Consider the following 18,296-nt stretch of genomic DNA (forward strand, 5'->3'; position numbering starts at 1 on the left):
CAAACGCTGCCTTTTTTCATTTCTCTCTTCATAAAAATCTTGCGACTTTCTCCCACAGAAATATACTGTACATATATACAGGTATTTATTATGCAAGATATTATTCAGAACTTAAAAAGCCAACACCTTGTTTGGCAAGCAAATTTAACGAAAGCAGATCCTCAGCAGTTGCAGACTAGTTCCGGTTTTTCTGAATTAGATGATTTGCTCGGCGGAGGCTTTCCATCTCATGGCGTAGTGGAGATGGAATCTATTGGTAGTATTGGTGAATTGCGTTTGCTCGCTCCCTATTTAAAAGCCACTCAGACCAATGGTATGACCGCATTTATTCAACCACCTGCGCTAGTGAATTCTCTGTTTTTACACTACATCGGGTTGGATATAAACCAAGTGTGGGTTGTTACTCCAACTCACCCCAAAGATGCTCTTTGGGCTGCAGAGCAATGTCTGAAAAGTGGGGTATGCAGTAATGTTTTGTTATGGCAAGAAGAGCTTGAAATACATCAAGTGAAACGCTTACAGGTAGCAAGTGAACAAGGGAGTTGCCCTCTCTTTATGCTTAAAACAGATACTATCAACCGCTTGTCTTTGCCTGTGTCACTCAGTTTAAAACTGAAAGGCGACGAGCAAGGGATTAATGTTGAAGTGCTGAAAAGGAAAGGAGGCTGGAATAGAGGTAGCGTTAGTATCGGCTTCCAACACCATTACCCGCAACTGGTGAAACCATCATCTGAAACTGTGCACTCGACTGTGGTCAATTTCCCACTGGCGAACCAAGGTTAGTGATATGGCTCTGTGGATTTACTTGCACTTCCCTCGCCTGCAGCTAGACGCACTCTTTGGTGATAACCAAGAACAACCCGTGGTGATTGTCGAAAGCCAACGTTGCCAGATTCTTCAATACAACGAGATTGCCGAACAACAAGGCATTAAGCCTGGTATGGGCCTAGGCAGTGCTGCGTCCTTGTGTCGAGATTTACAAGTGCATCCTTATCATCCGCACACCGAATTGAGCAAGTTACAAGAAATTGCTCAATGGCTGTATTTGATCACATCTGACGTTGTGTTGATGCCAAACCAAGGTATTTTGCTGCGTGCTACTCCAATGCTCGCTCTGTATGAAGGGCTTGAAAACTATTGGAATAAAGTCAGAGCTCACTTATCGGAGCTGAAACTGAGTTTTCAATTCGGATGTGGTTTTTCGCCTTTTGCTGCCAAATTGATGGCAATATCAGGAGCGAACGTCATCAGTGAAGACAAATCTGCCATACAAAAAGCTTTATCACCACTACCGTTAAAACTGACAGATTTATCAAACGCTACCGTAGAGAAGTTACAACGTGTAGGCGTCACCACATTGCAAAACCTGCTTGAACTGCCATTGCAAGACATCGCACGACGCTTTGATATCGATTTGGTGAACTACGTTGGTCGACTGACTGGGCAGTTTAAACACCCTGTCGACTTTTATCACCCTACCGAATCCTTCCAAGTTTATTTAGAGCTCTTGTTTGAGATCGAAAACGTTCAGTGGATTAAAAAGCCGTTGACCAAATTACTTCGTCAACTCGAAACCTTTCTAAAATTAAGAGATAAGGTCGCTTTTGAACTGTGTTTAACACTCCACCAGCGTGAGAAACAAGAGCAACACCTTCAACTCACTTCTGCGCAAGGTGATTACCTATGTCAGCGTTGGCAACAGTTAGCGAGTTTAAGCTTAGAATCACTCTCGCTTAATGGCCCAGTCACAGGGCTAACGTTAAAAGTCATCCGTCAAGGTGAGCCTCTTAGTGCATCACGCGATCTCTTTGCTGGGCAGAAAGGAAACATGAATGCTTTAGAGCTGCTCTCTTTACTGCAAGCTAAATTGGGAAAAAGTGCCGTTTTAAAACCCAATATTGCTTGCGATCCTAGACCAGAAAAGGCCAGTCAGTATCGCCCTGCTGATGCTCCGGATGAAAAGGGGCACGCCATACCATCCATACTACGCCCAGCAATGCAATTACCGACTCCCATTGTATTGCAAGAGCAAGTTTCTTTGGTCCACGGACCTGAGCGAATAGTTTCTGGGTGGTGGGATGGTGATGAGATCATGCGTGATTACTACATTGCACACACCAAGCAAGGCCGCTGGTTATGGATATTTCGCGATCAGCACAAGCACTGGTTTCTTCATGGCTATTTTTGTTAAATCGACAGTTATTTTTGTTGGGTCATTATGAGTTACGCGGAACTATTTTGTCAGTCTAACTTCTCTTTTTTGACTGGGGCTTCTCATGCAGAAGAGCTGGTACTCCAAGCTGCTTTCTATCGCTATCAAGCTCTAGCTATAACGGATGAATGTTCAGTCGCGGGCGTTGTCAAAGCCCATACGACCATCGAACAACATAAACTCGATATCAAACAAATCGTTGGAAGTATGTTTTGGTTAAATGATGAATGCCAAATCGTACTGCTTTGCCCTTGTCGCAAGGCTTATGCCGAGTTGTGTCGTATCATCACAAACGCAAGGAGACGCAGTGAAAAAGGCAACTATCAACTGTTCGAATGGGATTTGATGTCGGTTCGACATTGTTTGGTATTGTGGCTGCCCACACATCAAGAGAGTGATCACTATTGGGGGCGCTGGCTCAATCAACACCACGCTAATCGTTTGTGGGTAGCGATTCAGCGCCATTTGAGTAACAACGATACTGAGTACATTGCGCACTGCGAGCAGTTAGCACATGAATTTCAATTACCTATAACTGCCTGCGGAGGCGTTCTCATGCATGATGTTGAACGCTTGCCATTACAGCATGTACTTACTGCTATAAAACATGGGTGTAGCGTCGATAAACTCGGTTTTGACCGTATTTCGAATACTGAGCGAGCGCTTCGTCCTTTTAAAAAGTTGATTCGGATTTACAAACCAGAATGGCTGGAAGAAAGTACTTACATCGCCGATTTATGCGAGTTTAAGCTCTCCGATTTAAAATACGAATATCCTACCGAGCTGATCCCAGATGGTTATACACCCGACTCTTACTTACGTATGTTGGTCGAACGTGGTAAAAAGCTGCGTTTTCCTGAAGGCGTGCCAGCAGAAGTCAATCAAACCATCGAGAATGAACTGGCGCTTATTCAAGAGCTTAAATACCACTACTACTTCCTTACTATTCACGACATCGTAATGTTTGCGAAACAGCAAGGTATTCTTTACCAAGGGCGAGGTTCCGCTGCAAACTCTGTAGTGTGTTATTGCCTGGAAATTACCGCCGTCGATCCTCGACAAATCGCTGTCTTATTCGAACGATTTATCAGTAAAGAACGTAAGGAACCGCCGGATATTGATGTAGACTTTGAACACGAGCGCCGTGAAGAAGTTATCCAGTATATTTACAAAAAATATGGCCGTGAGCGTGCAGCACTTGCTGCAACAGTGATCAGCTATCGCTTTAAAAGTGCCGTGCGTGAAGTCGGTAAAGCACTAGGGATTGAAGAGACCCAATTAGATTTTTTCATTAAGAACGTTAATCGCCGAGATCGCAGCCAAGGCTGGCAAGCTCAAATTATTGAACTTGGCTTACAACCAGAATCTCTCAAAGGGCAGCAGTTTATCCAATTGGTCAACGAGATCATTGGCTTCCCACGCCATTTATCTCAGCACGTAGGTGGCTTTGTAATTTCATCTGGCCCTTTATATGAGTTGGTACCTGTTGAAAATGCCTCGATGGAAGATCGCACTATCATTCAATGGGATAAAGACGATTTAGAAAGCTTGAAGCTACTAAAAGTCGATGTACTCGCACTCGGCATGTTAAACGCCATCAAAAAGTGCTTTCAACTGGTCGAGAAACATCACCAGCGCTCCCTCTCGATTTCCGAGATCACTCGCCGACAAGATGATCCACACGTGTACCGCATGATCCAAAAAGCTGACACGATAGGCGTATTCCAAATTGAATCTCGTGCACAAATGAGCATGCTTCCTCGCCTAAAGCCTGCTTGTTATTACGACTTAGTGATTCAAATTGCAATTGTTCGTCCAGGCCCTATTCAGGGTGATATGGTGCATCCTTTTTTAAAACGACGAGATCACAAAGAGCCTGTCAGTTATCCATCGGAAGAAGTAAAAAGCGTTCTTGAGCGGACTATGGGCGTCCCTATTTTCCAAGAGCAAGTCATCAAGCTAGCCATGGTAGCCGCAGGGTTTAGCGGCGGCGAGGCCGATCAACTCCGTCGAGCAATGGCATCATGGAAAAAGAATGGCGATCTCGCTAAATTCAGACCAAAACTGATCAATGGTATGCAAGAGAGAGGTTATGACTTAGCGTTTGCTGAGCGCATTTTCGATCAGATTTGCGGCTTTGGTGAGTACGGCTTCCCTGAAAGTCATTCAGCATCTTTCGCAGTGCTGGCATATTGTTCTGCATGGTTAAAATATTATTACCCAGCCGAATTTTACACTGCATTGTTGAACAGCCAACCAATGGGATTTTATAGCCCATCGCAATTAGTACAAGATGCTCGCCGACATGGCGTCGAAGTATTGCCGGTGTGCGTCAATCATTCAAAATATCAACATCATCTCGTCTCACGTCCGAATGGCAGGCTCGGCGTGCAACTTGGTTTTCGCTTGGTGAAAGGCTTTAACGCAGAAAGCGCACAAAGGCTTATTGAGCGCAAACCACTTAATGGTTACCGATCGATTCAAGAAGTAAAGCAGATATTAAGAAGCCGAAGTGACATTGAATTATTGGCTTCAGCCAATGCATTTCAGGCCTTATCGGGAAATCGTTATAACGCTCGCTGGGCAGCAATGGATTCCTTATCTGACCTACCATTGTTTCACAAGGTCGAAGAACCCAATGTTAGCTACCAGACTCAACCTTCTGAATATGAAAATTTAATTGAGGATTACGCAAGCACGGGACTATCTCTTAGCCGCCATCCAATTAAATTATTAGAAGAAACGGGCAAACTCCCTCACTTTACCCGCATGAGGCAACTGACAGAGAAACCGCATAAGTCACTGGTCACAGTGGTAGGTGTGGTAACAGGAAGACAATCTCCAGGCACCGCCGCTGGCGTGACATTTTTTACGTTAGAAGATGACACGGGCAACATTAATGTGGTCGTTTGGCAAGCGACAGCACGAGCCCAAAAGCAAGCGTATTTAGGCGCTAAAGTATTAATGGTGAAAGGCATTCTTGAAAGAGAGGGAGAAGTCACGCACGTTATAGCTGGCAGGTTGATTGATTGCACGCACTACTTGAACAATCTACAAAGTAAATCTCGGGATTTCCATTAGTACAGAGGAATTAAGGAGAGAGATGTTAAAAATCAGAGAGAGGTGCGCTCCCTCTGATTTCACTAGATCTAATCATGCACTTTTAGAAAGCATCTGGCGTAATCGGTCTTGAGCAACTTCAACCAGCAGATCCGGTTGGAATTTAGATATAAAGCGATCACAGCCTACTTTTTGTACCATGGCTTCATTAAAACTACCGCTCAGAGAAGTGTTCAATGTGATAAACAACTTAGACATACGTGGATCTTGGCGCACTTCATGGGTCAGTTTATAACCGTCCATTTCAGGCATTTCAGCATCCGTAATCATCATCAACAGCTCTTTTTCTACATCTTTACCTTCATCACACCAACGTTTTAAAACCGTTAACGCTTCTAGCCCGTCACGACACTCGATGATATTCATACCCAATTGAGAAAGCGTATCGCGAACTTGATTACGAGCTGTAGAGGAATCATCTACAATCAGAACATTACGCCCGACCATTGCTTGGGCCAATTCTTGATCGAGAATGTCCTCCGAAATAGTCACGTCATAATGCACGATCTCTGCTAAAACTTTTTCAACGTCAATAATTTCGACAATTTGAGAGGCATCCCCCTCTTTGATTTGCGTGATAGCCGTGAGGTAATTCGAGCGACCAGACGTGGAAGGAGGCGGCTGAATTTCAGTCCATGCCGTATTAATAATGTTTTTAACCGGACCGACTAAGAAGCCCTGCACCGTGCGGTTGTACTCTGTCACGATCAAATTTTCTTCTTCCGCTTCACCACGTAAAGCAGGAAAACCAATTGCGCCTCGTAAATCAATCACTGGTACCGCTTCACCTCGTAGAGAAGCAACCCCACGAATATTGTAGTGCGATCCAGGGAGCTTGGTTAACGGTGGAAGCTTGATGACCTCTTTCACTTTGAACACATTAATCGCAAATAATTGGCGACTATTTAAAGTAAACAGCAGAAGCTCTAGTCGATTTTCACCAACCAAGTTTGTACGCTGGTCAACCGTATTTAACACTCCGGACATACTACTACCTAAATTATGGATAATTCTTATTTTACTCGAAATCAGTACAGACACAGCAAGGTTATATAACCAAATAACCTTAAAATATTTGGCTTTTCGAGCACAGCTTTAAAGTACAACAGTTTTAGCGTATTACTTCTCTTCGCATCAGACGCAAAGTCACGCAGCACATTGAAAGCCATTTTGTTTATTTACTTGAGCTTTTTAGGAAATTACATGAATGGCGCAGATATAGCAATGCAGCATAACTCAAATTCCCTTTCTAGTAATAGGCGATCAAAAAGGGTGAGCCGTTAAGTCTCACCCTAAATCACCTACAAATGCAGTCTCAACAGCCAGGCACATCATCATGTTAAAAAGTACTTAACCTTCCACAACCTTCATCAATAGTTGACCATCGTACAACGCTTGCTTAATCAACGCGGCACCAGGCATTGTGGCTTGCTTATAGAAACGAGACTCCACCAGCTCAAGATCTTGGTGATAAACAGGTAAACTCTGCTCTTCGATACAGCGACGAACCGCAGGATAAAGCACATCTTTTGCTTGGTTAATCACACCACCGATCAAGATTTTCTCAGGGTTAAATAAGTTGATCACAATAGCAATTGCAGAGCCTAAGTAGCGTCCAAGTTTTTCAATCACATCGACGGCCAAAGGATCACCGTTTGCAGCGGCTTCACAAATGCTCTCAATACTCATTTCCTCTTGTTTAGCAAGAACAGAGTCTTCGCCATCAGCGATTCGTCTTACGACTTCTTCACGAATTGCTTGAGAACTGGCAACGGTTTCCAAACAGCCAATATTGCCGCAATGACAACGTTTTCCATTTGGGTCAATTTGAATATGCCCGAGTTCACCAATGTTACCATGACGGCCTTGCAAAACGCGCCCATCCAGAATGATGCCCGCACCTAAACCGTGGTGGATAGAGATAAGAACGGAGTTATCATTATCTTGAGAATGACCAAAAAGCTTTTCTGCTAATGCCCAAGCTCGCGTGTCATTGGCAATGAAAACTGGCAAGCCTGTTGCTTTGTATATCTCTGGTCCAAGAGCAAGATTTTCGACATTGTAATGAGGCATCTGCAAAACGACACCTTGCTCTGAGTTCACGAGACCAGGCAGCGTAAGGGCAATACTGGTAACCCGATCAAGTTGATCCGCGTAAGTCTGAAAGAATTCATCAATTTCGTAAAGCAGGCGCTCAAGCACATCGTCTTGATCAAGCTCGTGTATCTCGATTTTAGTATCGATTAGTACATCACCGCCTAACTCATGCAAAGCAATGGTTAAATAACCCCGCCCCAAACGCATTGACAAAAATTGCCAGCCTTCATTATTGACCTGCAAACCGACAGCAGGTCGACCACGACTCGTCGCTTCTTGTACTGTCGTTTCATGAATCAAGTGCGCTTCAATTAATTCTCGAGTGATTTTGGTGATACTAGCAGGAGCAAGCTCACTCTGCTTGGACAAATCAATTCGAGAAATAGGACCTTTTAGGTCAATTAGTTTATATACACGACCAGCATTGACCTGTTTGATATGATCAATATGGCCCGGTTGAGCCATGTACATCTTGCACTCCGAAATTCTATAACGGGACAATTTTTTTACTTTGCGAACTAATTGTGAAGTGAATTAATAAATCCCCGTGACAAGCATCACGTATAAACCTGTTTGTTTGTGTATTCAATCAAATAACGAAGAATCTACTCCTGTTAAATTGTTTGAAAAATAACTTATTTTTATTCACTAAATTATGAAGTAGTGCCTTTAAAGCAGCGCATTTTTATCAATAAGGCCATTGCCTGTCGAATATCTGCCTGTTTTACCGGGGTTACTCTTAATGTAAACATTCTGTGCATATACTTATATTCAAGTAGCTTTAAGGTGTGGGCTCAGCAACGAGGCTAACCTTGAGAGCGATTGCGTAAAGTAAGGATAGAGTTCAAGTTACCTGTACACACACATTCATCGGAGAATCTATGACTTCCAAATTAAGACGAACAAAAATTGTCACTACGCTGGGTCCTTCAACGGATAAGGACAATATACTTGAGGAGATCATCAAAGCCGGTGCAAACGTTGTCCGTATGAATTTTTCACATGGAACCAGTGAAGACCACATTCAACGTGCGAACAAAGTCCGTACCATTGCAGCAAAACTTGGGCGTCAGGTTGCAATTCTTGGTGACTTACAAGGCCCTAAAATCCGTGTATCAACGTTTAAAGACGGCCAAGTCATTTTGAATGTGGGCGATAAATTCACATTAGATAGTGATTTACCAAAAGGTGAAGGCAATCAAGAATCTGTAGGGTTAGATTATAAAGAACTACCGCAAGATGTTTCACCAAATGACATTTTATTACTCGATGATGGACGCGTTCAGTTGCAAGTTACTAAAGTAGAGAGTAATAAAGTTCATACCCGTGTGATTGTCGGTGGTCCATTGTCCAACAATAAAGGGATCAACAAAAAAGGCGGCGGATTGTCAGCGGATGCGCTCACAGAGAAAGATAAAGCTGATATTCTTACCGCCGCAGCAATTCAAGTGGACTACCTTGCTATTTCATTCCCACGTAACGGCGAAGACATGCATTACGCTCGACGCTTAGCCAGAGATGCAGGCCTTGAAGCCATGTTAGTGGCTAAAGTCGAACGAGCAGAAACCGTCGCGACCAATGAGTCTATTGACGACATTATTCTCGCATCCGATGTGGTGATGGTTGCACGTGGTGACCTTGGTGTAGAAATCGGTGACCCTGAGCTCATTGGTGTCCAGAAAAAACTGATTCGTCGCGCACGCAGTTTAAACCGTATCGTGATTACTGCGACACAAATGATGGAATCCATGATTACTAGCCCAATGCCAACGCGTGCTGAAGTGATGGATGTGGCCAATGCGGTTCTAGACGGCACTGACGCGGTGATGCTGTCTGGAGAGACTGCTGCAGGTAAATATCCTGTAGAAACGGTCAAATCCATGGCCGAAGTATGTGTGGGGGCAGAAAAAATGTCGGAGGCAAGTCTATCTACTTATCGCTTAGATAGAACCTTCGAAACCGCTGAAGAAACCATCGCAATGGCAACCATGTACTCTGCGAATCACATGGAAGGAATTAAAGCGATGATCTCGTTAACTGAGTCTGGCAGGACTGCGTTGATGATGTCTCGCTTAAGCTCTGGCTTGCCAATATTTGCCTTATCACGGAATGAATCGACACTAAATCGAGCAGCATTATACCGAGGCGTGACACCTGTATATTTCGAGTCAAAAAGTGATGCGGGTTTACCAACAGCTCAAGCAGCGATTACTAGCCTTAAAGAGCAAGGGTTCTTGCACAAAGGTGATTTAGTCATTATTACTCAAGGCGATGTAATGGATGTTGTTGGCTCAACCAACTGCATGCGCATTCTACAAGCGTAGTCGTTATACCTAACTGGAATTAACCACAAGAACCCGCAAATAAGGCTCCGAAAATGGAGCCTTATTTATATGCTTTGTATATTGCGCACATCGTGAACGTAAGAAGGTTTATGCAGTCTCTCTACCATCAATTTCAACATCCAGCTGGTCATAGAGTTGAACTAGGTTAAACCCAGCTTGAAGCCCAAGTTGATAGTCATGCTCTAGTGACTCTTGGTCACTTAACAAAGAAGAAGAACGAAGTCCCTCTTTAGGCGCAACTTGTAAAATAAAAGTGTCGTCAGGTGGAGCAGATATAAAGGCCTGAGTGAGCTCAAATGTTTGATAATGAATCATCAGCATGTCGGCTAAACCTGAATCAAAATTCTCACCAATCAGATGACTTAAACGATACAAGTTATCGGCACCGAACAACCAACGGCCTCCATTTAACAGCATTTTCCCTGCAAGCTTCGATTGATGTGCTGCATTAATTTTTTGTTGGAAGAACGACGCCCAATCCAGCTTCCACTGATTCACTTTTTGCTGCCATGATTGCTGTACTGAGTTGATAGACTCTCGATACCATTCGACAGGCACATCCCCCACTTCACTTTGGGCTCTCGCTTCAATCTCTGAAAACGGCTCTGTGCGAATGACAATAATGTTGCGAGCATTCTGACGCCACGCTTCTTGAACAGGGATAGAGGCAGACACGCCGCCATCAACAAACTTATTGCCATTTACGTCGACAGGTCCGTGGTACAACTTGGGAATCGCACATGTCGCTAGCATAGTGTTAAACCACGAGTCATCCAAGATTGGTAGATATTGATCTGATAGCGTCTCTATATTCGTTACCGCAGCAAACGCTCCTCGTTTTCCCAATGCGCTGCGACCTAAATCAAGGTCAAGCTTGTATGGGAAATCTTGAATCCGTTCTAATGCCCACTCTAAACCTAAGTACTGCTGCTTTCGGATATAGCGAAACAGATTAAAAAATTCAGGAGACGTTGTCAGCTCGGTAATAAAAGCTTTGCCCATGCCATGTTGACGACACAAGTAAGAACATAAGTTAAGTGCTCCGGCAGAGGTGCCATAGAATTCATCGAAAGGATCGAAGTTGGAAAGTAAAAAGGCGTCTAAAACGCCAGCGGTAAAAATCCCTCTCTGCCCTCCACCTTGCGTGACTAAAGCAGTTTTACCATGCCTAAAGTGCTCATAAACTTTTACATCAAGCTCTGCATGGCTTTCTGTGATTATACCGCTGTTACGTATCATAGGCTCACGCCGTTTTGTTAAAACGTTTGGTAAAAGTGGTTATCTTAAGCTGTTGTAATAGCAATGATGCCAAATGACAAAAGCACTGCAAAAACAGTCACCACAATGATTAATGCGGATTTTAGATCGTGTTCCATAAACACCTCCTTAATATGTAACAAATTAATAACACCGGTGTGAAATATGTTCAAGATTTGCTTAATTTAGTCGCGCAATTTTGACTAACCCATCACAATTAGCTTAGTCATAATAAGGAGATAGGGCATGAACCAAAAACTCAGCTGGCTAGTAGGAATCATGATGATGAGTACTGCTATCAATGCACAAGCGAATATCATCGTTACACCATACATAGGCTATACAGGAGGCGGCCAAGTAGAGGATGAAAGTGGTAATACATACGATCTCGACCCCGCAGTGAATTACGCTCTTTCAGTCGAGACTCCCTTAGAAAAAGGAAGGATCGGATTGTTTTACTCCAATCAATCGACGGAACTTGAAAAGCTGTCCAACTCAGCAGATATACATTATCTGCACTTCCAAAGCAGCATGTACTATCCTGTCGCAGAAAATTGGCAAACCTATATCGGTGTAGGTTTGGGCGCTTCTTATGCCGATGTGGATTGGGTAGACAAAAAATACGGATTTTCGGCTAGCGCTTTTGCAGGACTGGAATATGAATTTTCAAAGAACTTTGCATTAACAGCCCAACTGAGATGGTTAGGTACGGTCGTTGATAACGATACATCTGGCGCCTGTACTCTACCTAATGACGGCTCAAGCTGTATCATTAAGTTCGATACTGATTGGATGAACCAATTCCAATCAAATGTCGGTTTTAGTTTCCGCTTCTAATTTTTATACATGTTCCTCTGTAGGGCTCGTCACAAAGAACGCTGAACGAGTCCTGCACAGAGCCGATAAAGGACATCGTCTAAACACCATTGTTTGGCAAAGTAACGAAGCATCATCTAGATAGGTGCACAAAAGATAGCCGTACGCCCTAATTCATCAAAATAGTCTTAAACACCAAAGCAATTATTAGATCCCAGTCATTTATTCCAGACAAACAACCACACACCCACATAAAACCACAATCAAACTCAAATTTAACAAGATTAAAACCAGACAACGCATCTGAATTAACATTTAGATTCTATTGCGCTAAGTATTATTAGAAGTTAGTCTGATCAGTGAAAACAGATAAATATTTCAGTTTTATCAAACACACATCAAAATTTTAAGATTAATAATCTACTTTCTCTTACAGTAGCCAGAATATAGCTCTATAAAATTATAAGAAGTTAGAATTAAGGATAGAAAAGCTGATGGATAACAGCGGTCCTTTCTTCCAACTATTTGCGCAATTATTACTGTGTTACGTAGAGAGCTTCATTCCTCAGGGAGTCTTATAGGAGTCAAATATGAAGCGAGAACAATGGGGATCCCGGGCGGGATTCATCTTAGCAGCAGTTGGGTCTGCTATCGGTTTGGGAAACATTTGGCGTTTCCCATACATGGCCTATGAAAACGGTGGCGGCGCATTTTTTATTCCTTACATTTTTGCCATGATCACTGCCGGTATTCCATTTATGATCCTTGAGTTCAGTATGGGACAAAAATACCGAGGCTCGGCACCAAAAACACTTGCGAAAATTCATTCTAAATTTGAATGGCTTGGCTGGTTCCAAGTTGGTGTGGCTGCAGTTATTGCCGTTTACTATGTGGCTGTTATCGGTTGGTCGATTTCTTACTTTGGGTTGTCGTTCACTCAAGGTTGGGGAACCGATACCAACGCATTTTTCTTTAGTGAATACCTAAAGCTAGGTGACAACTCACCAACAGACTTAGGCAGTATTCAATGGAAGATTGCTTTATCCATGGTAATTGCTTGGGCAATTACTTACACCGCCATTGCCAAAGGCGTGAAATCAGGAATTGAACGAGCATCTAAAATTATGATGCCAATCCTATTCTTGATGGTGATTTTCTTAATCGGACGTATGATTTTCTTGCCAGGAGCTCTAGATGGCGTGAACTACATGTTCGAACCCGATTTCAGCAAAATTTGGGATGTGAAAGTATGGGCAGCGGCATATGGTCAGATCTTCTTTACGCTAAGTATCGGCTTCGCCATCATGCTAGCTTACTCTAGCTACCTACCAGAAAAGTCAGACATAACGAATAACGCGTTTATGACCGTGTTGATCAACTGTGGCTTCTCGATCCTAGCCGGCATCATGATCTTCTCAGTATTGGGTTACATGGCTCAAGAGCAAGGTAAGCCGTTAACAGAGGTGGTATCTGCAGGCGTTGGCTTGGCTTTTGTTACTTTACCTGCGGCAATTAACCTACTACCTGCCCCATATATTCTTGGTCCACTGTTCTTCTTTGCACTGGTGGTTGCTGGTCTAAGTTCGCATATTTCAATTATGGAAGCCGTAACTTCAGCCATTATCGACAAGCTGAAGTGGAGCCGTAAAAAAGCTGCAAATGTTGTGATTGGTATTGGCTTCGTTGTCTCTATGGCGTTTGCTACCAATGGCGGTCTGCTGCTACTCGACCTAGTAGACCACTTTGCAAACAACGTTGGCATCATGGTTGGTGGTCTGGTTGAGATTGTCTTGATGGCGTGGCTATTGAAGCGCGTGCCAGAAGTACGTAATTACGTTAACGAGCGCTCTGATTTCTCTGTTGGTCAATGGTTCGAGATCTGCTTACGCTTCGTTACACCAATCATGCTCGCCATTATCTTAGCGACCAAGCTATACGCCCTAATTACTGAAGGCTACGGTGGCTATGATCTAACTTTAGGCTGGGCACTTATCGCCGCACTCTTTATCTTTGGTCTAGTGATCAACGCAGTGAACCGCAAGGAGACAGCAAAATGACAATCAGCGCAATTATTATGATGGTTATTGGTTTAGGTATCACTTGGGGCGGCGCTGCCGTTTGCATTAAGCGAGCCATGAATAAACAATAGAACGTTAAGTTCCATACAAAAAAACGCCGGTAGTTACCGGCGTTTTTTTATACATACATTAGTTCAATTCTAGAAACTGTACTTGATGCCAACGGCGCCGCCAAGTTGCAAGTCAGCACCTTTGTAAAGATCTAGCTCTGGGTGTATTTGGCCATAAAGGTCCCAGCCGCGTGATAAATCCCAGTTCACACCAAGTGGTACTCTCACACCAAACTCGTCATCCCATTCATACCAGCCACCAACGCCGACATACCAAGTCACAGGCATGTTTTGATCGAATGTTCCACGCTTAGCGATGTAATCAAACGCCATACCATCGTTTCCGATAATGCCACGATATTTGTTATCTAACTCTACAACAACACTTAATTGTTGATCGACAGCCATACCAACTGATAGATCCGTTGGTTCGCTTGCCGCCATTGCCGTACTAGAAACTAGTCCCAAAACTAAAATGAATTTGTTCTTCATACACGTTATCAATTATTCAAAAAAACATTATTCGCTATTCAAACATAATGGCATATCAATATGTCAACGATGGGTAAGCTCGATGTATGAAAAAGCTGACAAAAGTAAAGATGAGTTTAGGATCACACTAAAAAAGGAACTGTCAGTTAATAAAATAGGAACTAAAAAAGGAGGCCGAAGCCTCCTTTTATGCATTACTATGAATGACTGCGATTAACCGTGGTTACGAATCCACTCATCCATTTCAGTTTTTAGGTTATCAGACTTAGTACCGAAGATAGCCTGTACACCACCAGCTACAACTACAACACCAGCAGCGCCTAGTTGTTTTAGCTTGTCTTGGTCAACAGCAGCTGTATCTGCAACTGCTACACGTAGACGTGTGATACATGCATCTAGACCAGTAATGTTAGCTTTACCGCCAAACGCTGCAACCAGTTCACCGCCCATATCAGAGCCAGAAGTTACAGCTGCACTTTCCGTTTCATCTTCACGGCCAGGTGTTTTTAGGTCAAGCGCTGTGATTACACCACGGAACACTACGTAGTAAATTACTGCGTAAACTAGACCAACGGCAATCATTAGCACCATCTTCTGAGCGTTACCAGATAGAACTAGGAAGTCGATCAGACCGTGAGAGAAAGAAGTACCGTGTACAAAGCCTAGAGTGTTCGAAACGATGTATGCAGAACCAGCTAGTAGAGCGTGGATACCGTATAGTAGTGGAGCAACGAATAGGAATGAGAATTCGATTGGCTCAGTAATACCAGTTAGGAATGAAGTCAGTGCAGCTGACGCCATGATACCCATTACTTTTGCACGGTTTTCTGGTTTAGCACAATGAGCAATTGCGATTGCTGCAGCTGGTAGACCGAACATCTTGAACATGTAACCACCCGCTAGCTGACCGAAGCCATTACCAGCAGCACGAGATGCTTCATCAGCAACTAGGTAACAAGTTAGTACACCATTTTGAGCTTCACCGGCAGCGTTAACACAAGAACCTGCTTCGAAGAAGAACGGTACGTTCCATACGTGGTGTAGACCGAATGGGATTAGAGAACGCTCAACAACACCGTAGATACCGAATGCTAGCTGTGGGTTTTGGTGTGCAGCCCAATCAGAGAATGCAGAAATTGCACCGCCAATTGGTGGCCAGATAACAGAAAGGATAACACCTAGGATGATCGCAGCAAAACCAGTGATGATTGGCACTGCGCGCTTACCAGCGAAGAAGCCAAGGTACTCTGGAAGTTGGATTTTGAAGAAACGGTTGAATGCCCAAGCAGCCACACCACCGACAAGGATACCACCTAGTACACCTGTATCGATTTTCTCAACACCCATAACGCCCGCCATTACACCTAGCGTTGCCGTCATGATGCCGTAACCAACGATAGCTGCAAGACCTGCAACACCGTCGTTGTTAGTGAAGCCTAGAGCTACACCTACTGCAAATAGAAGTGCCATTTGGCCGAATACTGAACCACCAGCTTGTTCCATAAGATTAGAAACGATCTCTGGAATAAAGCTTAGATGGGCAGCACCCACACCTAATAAAATACCTGCAACTGGTAAAACTGATACTGGAAGCATCAGAGCCTTACCAACTTTTTGCAGGTTAGCAAAAAGGTTCTTAAACATGTTTATGCTCCTGATAAATTTATAAGTATTATTTGGGCACTAACGGCACACCCCCGTAGCCTAAAGGTTAGCACCCAATGAAAATGTAACCACAACTGCATTATATTTTCCGGCTCTAAATATATATTGATGACCCTCAAACTTTCCACACAGTTACGAAATTTAGTTTCAAAACAAGTCTTGGATCACACCCAAAAACAGCCGATGAAAAGGTTTGCATTGCACTTATATTACTGTTTTATAAAGAATTAATTATTTATATAATTAATTTTAAGGCGTAAATAAAATACGCCTCAATGTTATTTTTAGTAACAAAATTACATTTGTGATTTTTGAATGTTATTAAATCAACATTTTTAGTAAACATTAAACTCGTGAGCGTATCTGTTGTTTTTATCAACAAAAAAGGAGCCTAAGCTCCTTTTTTATGCTCTTATTATTTTTTCATCGCAAAAAAAGATTTCGGAAGTTTTCGGTGGTTTTTTGTGCCACTTCAGAAAGAGAGCACGATTTGAGTTGCGCAATATAAGAAGCGACTTCGACAACGTAAGCGGGTTGATTCTCTTTGCCACGATGAGGGACAGGAGCCAAGTAAGGAGAATCTGTCTCAATAAGAAGCTTCTCTAAAGGTAGAGTCTTCACCACTTCTTTTAACTCTGTAGCTTGACGGAAAGTAACAATCCCCGAGATAGAAATATAAAACCCCAGCTCCAGTGCAGCTTCAGCAAATGGAAGATCTTCTGTAAAACAGTGGATAACACCACCACATTTCTCTGCCCCACCCTTACGCAAAATATCTAGAGTATCCGCACGTGCGTTTCTGGTATGGATAATTAAAGGTTTGTTGAGCTCCACTGCAAGATCAACGTGTTGCTCAAAGCGCTCTTTCTGTAACGCGGCCGTTTCGGGCTTGTAATGATAATCTAAACCCGTTTCGCCAATAGCGACGACTTTTGCATTCGACGCATGGTGGCGCAATACGTCCATCGAAAAGTCGCTTTCAACATCAAGTGGGTGCACACCGCACGAAGCATAAACATTGTCATAAGGCTCGATCATTTCCATCATTTTCGGGAAAGAATCCAGCGTTACTCCAACAGAAAGTAGCTCAGTTACGTTTGCTTGTTTAGCTTTGTTAATAACGTCTTCCACATTGATGTGGAGATCGTCGTAATTCAATTTGTCTAAATGACAATGAGAATCTACGAACATAATGCCTCTCGTGATTCAATTAACCAATTCATTGATAGTAGCTCAAGGTTCAGGCCAGGAAAGGCTTGCACCTGAGCTTTCAGGTTCATCAGCGCCTTCGCTGATGAGTACAAACCGTTATAGTTGTCCGGTTGAAACTTTGTCGCGCCCGGAAGCATTTGAGCTTCTGATACACCAAACTGCGCTTTCTGAGCATCTGTCAGTAAATACCATGCCCAGTCTAATGATTGCTCTGAGTGTTTAGCGATTAAAGAAGCACACTCAGAAACGTCTGAAACAGGCGAAGACATTGCCTTAATAAAACTGCGTTCAAAAGCCAAGTAAGCTTCGAGCTCACCATTATTTAACGCATCCAATGTTTTTATTGGAGATCCCATATTCAGTTTTAAGGCATAAGCAGGAACTTGCTTCGCCCCTTGTTCGTGCATCCATTGCATTGCTTGTTCCGCTGACGGAGGCGCAACAACCCAGTGTTGACAACGGCTACGAATCGTTGGGAGCAGACGCTCCTGATTGTGGGTAACGAGCAAAAACAAGCACTTTTCCCCAGGCTCTTCTAGCGTCTTTAACAGCGCATTCGATGCCGACTCGTTCATAGAGTCCGCCGATTCTATTACAAATAGGCGGTAACCATTAAGCTGAGATGATTCCTGAGCAAGACGGTTACAAGCGCGAATTTGGTCCACCGTTATCGCCTTTCCTTCTTTCTCTGGCTTGATCCAGTGTAAATCAGGGTGGTTTTGAGATTGATTTAGCTGGCAGCTATGACAAAAACCGCATGCTTCACTCGCGTAATTTTGGCAAAGAAGTGCTTGGCTAAAAAACTCGATAAGTTTTTCGATGCCCAAGCCCTGCTCGCTTTGTAATAAAAGCGCACCTGGTATTCTGTCCGACTCTAACCCTACTTTGAGGTTATCCCATATTGGCTGTAGCCATGGATAATCATTTAACATGAGTCACCTAAATTTACGTT

Annotated in this window: 15 protein-coding genes; 7 read left to right on the forward strand and 8 right to left on the reverse strand. The window is 43.3% G+C overall.

From position 1 onward, the window contains the following. The first annotated feature begins 90 nt into the window (after nucleotides 1-90). Genes imuA through R7Z47_RS13195 form a run of 3 tightly spaced genes read left to right on the forward strand, consistent with a single transcriptional unit; the run spans nucleotide 91 to nucleotide 5,293 of the window. The gene (gene imuA, locus R7Z47_RS13185) at nucleotides 91-783 is read left to right on the forward strand and encodes a translesion DNA synthesis-associated protein ImuA (protein WP_318130130.1); all 693 of its coding nucleotides are present in this window, start codon (nucleotides 91-93) and stop codon (nucleotides 781-783) included. A gap of 4 nt (nucleotides 784-787) precedes the next feature. Beyond that, nucleotides 788-2,191, forward strand: coding sequence for a Y-family DNA polymerase (locus tag R7Z47_RS13190; protein WP_033905737.1), 1,404 nt, complete (start codon nucleotides 788-790; stop codon nucleotides 2,189-2,191). 27 nt (nucleotides 2,192-2,218) lie between these two features. Then, nucleotides 2,219-5,293 carry an error-prone DNA polymerase gene (locus R7Z47_RS13195; protein WP_262606894.1) on the forward strand — a complete coding sequence of 1,025 codons (3,075 nt, stop codon included), beginning with the start codon at nucleotides 2,219-2,221 and terminating at the stop codon, nucleotides 5,291-5,293. Nucleotides 5,294-5,365: 72 nt separating this feature from the next. Here the strand turns inward: R7Z47_RS13195 and R7Z47_RS13200 are convergent, their stop codons facing one another. Together R7Z47_RS13200 and R7Z47_RS13205 are read right to left on the reverse strand one after the other, a co-directional pair. Beyond that, a complete protein-coding gene (locus tag R7Z47_RS13200; protein WP_005372976.1) occupies nucleotides 5,366-6,319 on the reverse strand; it encodes a chemotaxis protein CheV in 954 nt (317 codons plus the stop codon). A gap of 363 nt (nucleotides 6,320-6,682) precedes the next feature. Then, nucleotides 6,683-7,900, reverse strand: coding sequence for an ROK family protein (locus tag R7Z47_RS13205; RefSeq protein ID WP_213868095.1), 1,218 nt, complete (start codon nucleotides 7,898-7,900; stop codon nucleotides 6,683-6,685). Nucleotides 7,901-8,310: 410 nt separating this feature from the next. Between R7Z47_RS13205 and pyk the strand changes: the two genes are divergently transcribed. After that, the gene (gene pyk / locus R7Z47_RS13210) at nucleotides 8,311-9,753 is read left to right on the forward strand and encodes a pyruvate kinase (RefSeq protein ID WP_258628301.1); all 1,443 of its coding nucleotides are present in this window, start codon (nucleotides 8,311-8,313) and stop codon (nucleotides 9,751-9,753) included. Nucleotides 9,754-9,861: 108 nt separating this feature from the next. Here pyk and R7Z47_RS13215 read toward each other — a convergent pair whose 3' ends face one another. Both R7Z47_RS13215 and R7Z47_RS13220 read right to left on the reverse strand, forming a co-directional pair. After that, nucleotides 9,862-11,013 carry a patatin family protein gene (locus R7Z47_RS13215; RefSeq protein ID WP_017821664.1) on the reverse strand — a complete coding sequence of 384 codons (1,152 nt, stop codon included), beginning with the start codon at nucleotides 11,011-11,013 and terminating at the stop codon, nucleotides 9,862-9,864. 44 nt (nucleotides 11,014-11,057) lie between these two features. Beyond that, nucleotides 11,058-11,150, reverse strand: coding sequence for a YnhF family membrane protein (locus tag R7Z47_RS13220; RefSeq protein ID WP_005372970.1), 93 nt, complete (start codon nucleotides 11,148-11,150; stop codon nucleotides 11,058-11,060). Nucleotides 11,151-11,277: 127 nt separating this feature from the next. Between R7Z47_RS13220 and R7Z47_RS13225 the strand changes: the two genes are divergently transcribed. From R7Z47_RS13225 to R7Z47_RS13235, 3 genes are all read left to right on the forward strand, one after another. After that, complete coding sequence (locus tag R7Z47_RS13225) at nucleotides 11,278-11,868, forward strand: outer membrane protein (RefSeq protein WP_206970738.1); 591 nt, start codon at nucleotides 11,278-11,280, stop codon at nucleotides 11,866-11,868. A gap of 569 nt (nucleotides 11,869-12,437) precedes the next feature. Then, complete coding sequence (locus R7Z47_RS13230) at nucleotides 12,438-13,904, forward strand: sodium-dependent transporter (protein ID WP_005372966.1); 1,467 nt, start codon at nucleotides 12,438-12,440, stop codon at nucleotides 13,902-13,904. Continuing rightward, the gene (locus R7Z47_RS13235) at nucleotides 13,901-13,996 is read left to right on the forward strand and encodes a MetS family NSS transporter small subunit (protein ID WP_017633863.1); all 96 of its coding nucleotides are present in this window, start codon (nucleotides 13,901-13,903) and stop codon (nucleotides 13,994-13,996) included. Before R7Z47_RS13230 ends, R7Z47_RS13235 begins: the two co-directional genes overlap by 4 nt. Nucleotides 13,997-14,065: 69 nt before the next feature. Here R7Z47_RS13235 and R7Z47_RS13240 read toward each other — a convergent pair whose 3' ends face one another. From R7Z47_RS13240 to R7Z47_RS13255, 4 genes are all read right to left on the reverse strand, one after another. Further along, nucleotides 14,066-14,467 carry a hypothetical protein gene (locus R7Z47_RS13240; protein WP_005372960.1) on the reverse strand — a complete coding sequence of 134 codons (402 nt, stop codon included), beginning with the start codon at nucleotides 14,465-14,467 and terminating at the stop codon, nucleotides 14,066-14,068. Between the two features lie 213 nt (nucleotides 14,468-14,680). Further along, complete coding sequence (gene ptsG / locus R7Z47_RS13245) at nucleotides 14,681-16,111, reverse strand: PTS glucose transporter subunit IIBC (RefSeq protein WP_005372959.1); 1,431 nt, start codon at nucleotides 16,109-16,111, stop codon at nucleotides 14,681-14,683. Between the two features lie 444 nt (nucleotides 16,112-16,555). Then, nucleotides 16,556-17,323, reverse strand: a complete 768-nt coding sequence (locus R7Z47_RS13250; protein ID WP_005372957.1) for a TatD family hydrolase — start codon at nucleotides 17,321-17,323, stop codon at nucleotides 16,556-16,558. Further along, on the reverse strand, nucleotides 17,314-18,276 hold the full coding sequence (locus R7Z47_RS13255) for a DNA polymerase III subunit delta' (RefSeq protein ID WP_064377077.1): 963 nt from the start codon (nucleotides 18,274-18,276) through the stop codon (nucleotides 17,314-17,316). Before R7Z47_RS13255 ends, R7Z47_RS13250 begins: the two co-directional genes overlap by 10 nt. Nucleotides 18,277-18,296: the final 20 nt, after the last annotated feature.

It is taken from the genome of Vibrio sp. 1641, assembly GCF_033339995.1.
Taxonomy (GTDB): domain Bacteria; phylum Pseudomonadota; class Gammaproteobacteria; order Enterobacterales; family Vibrionaceae; genus Vibrio; species Vibrio alginolyticus.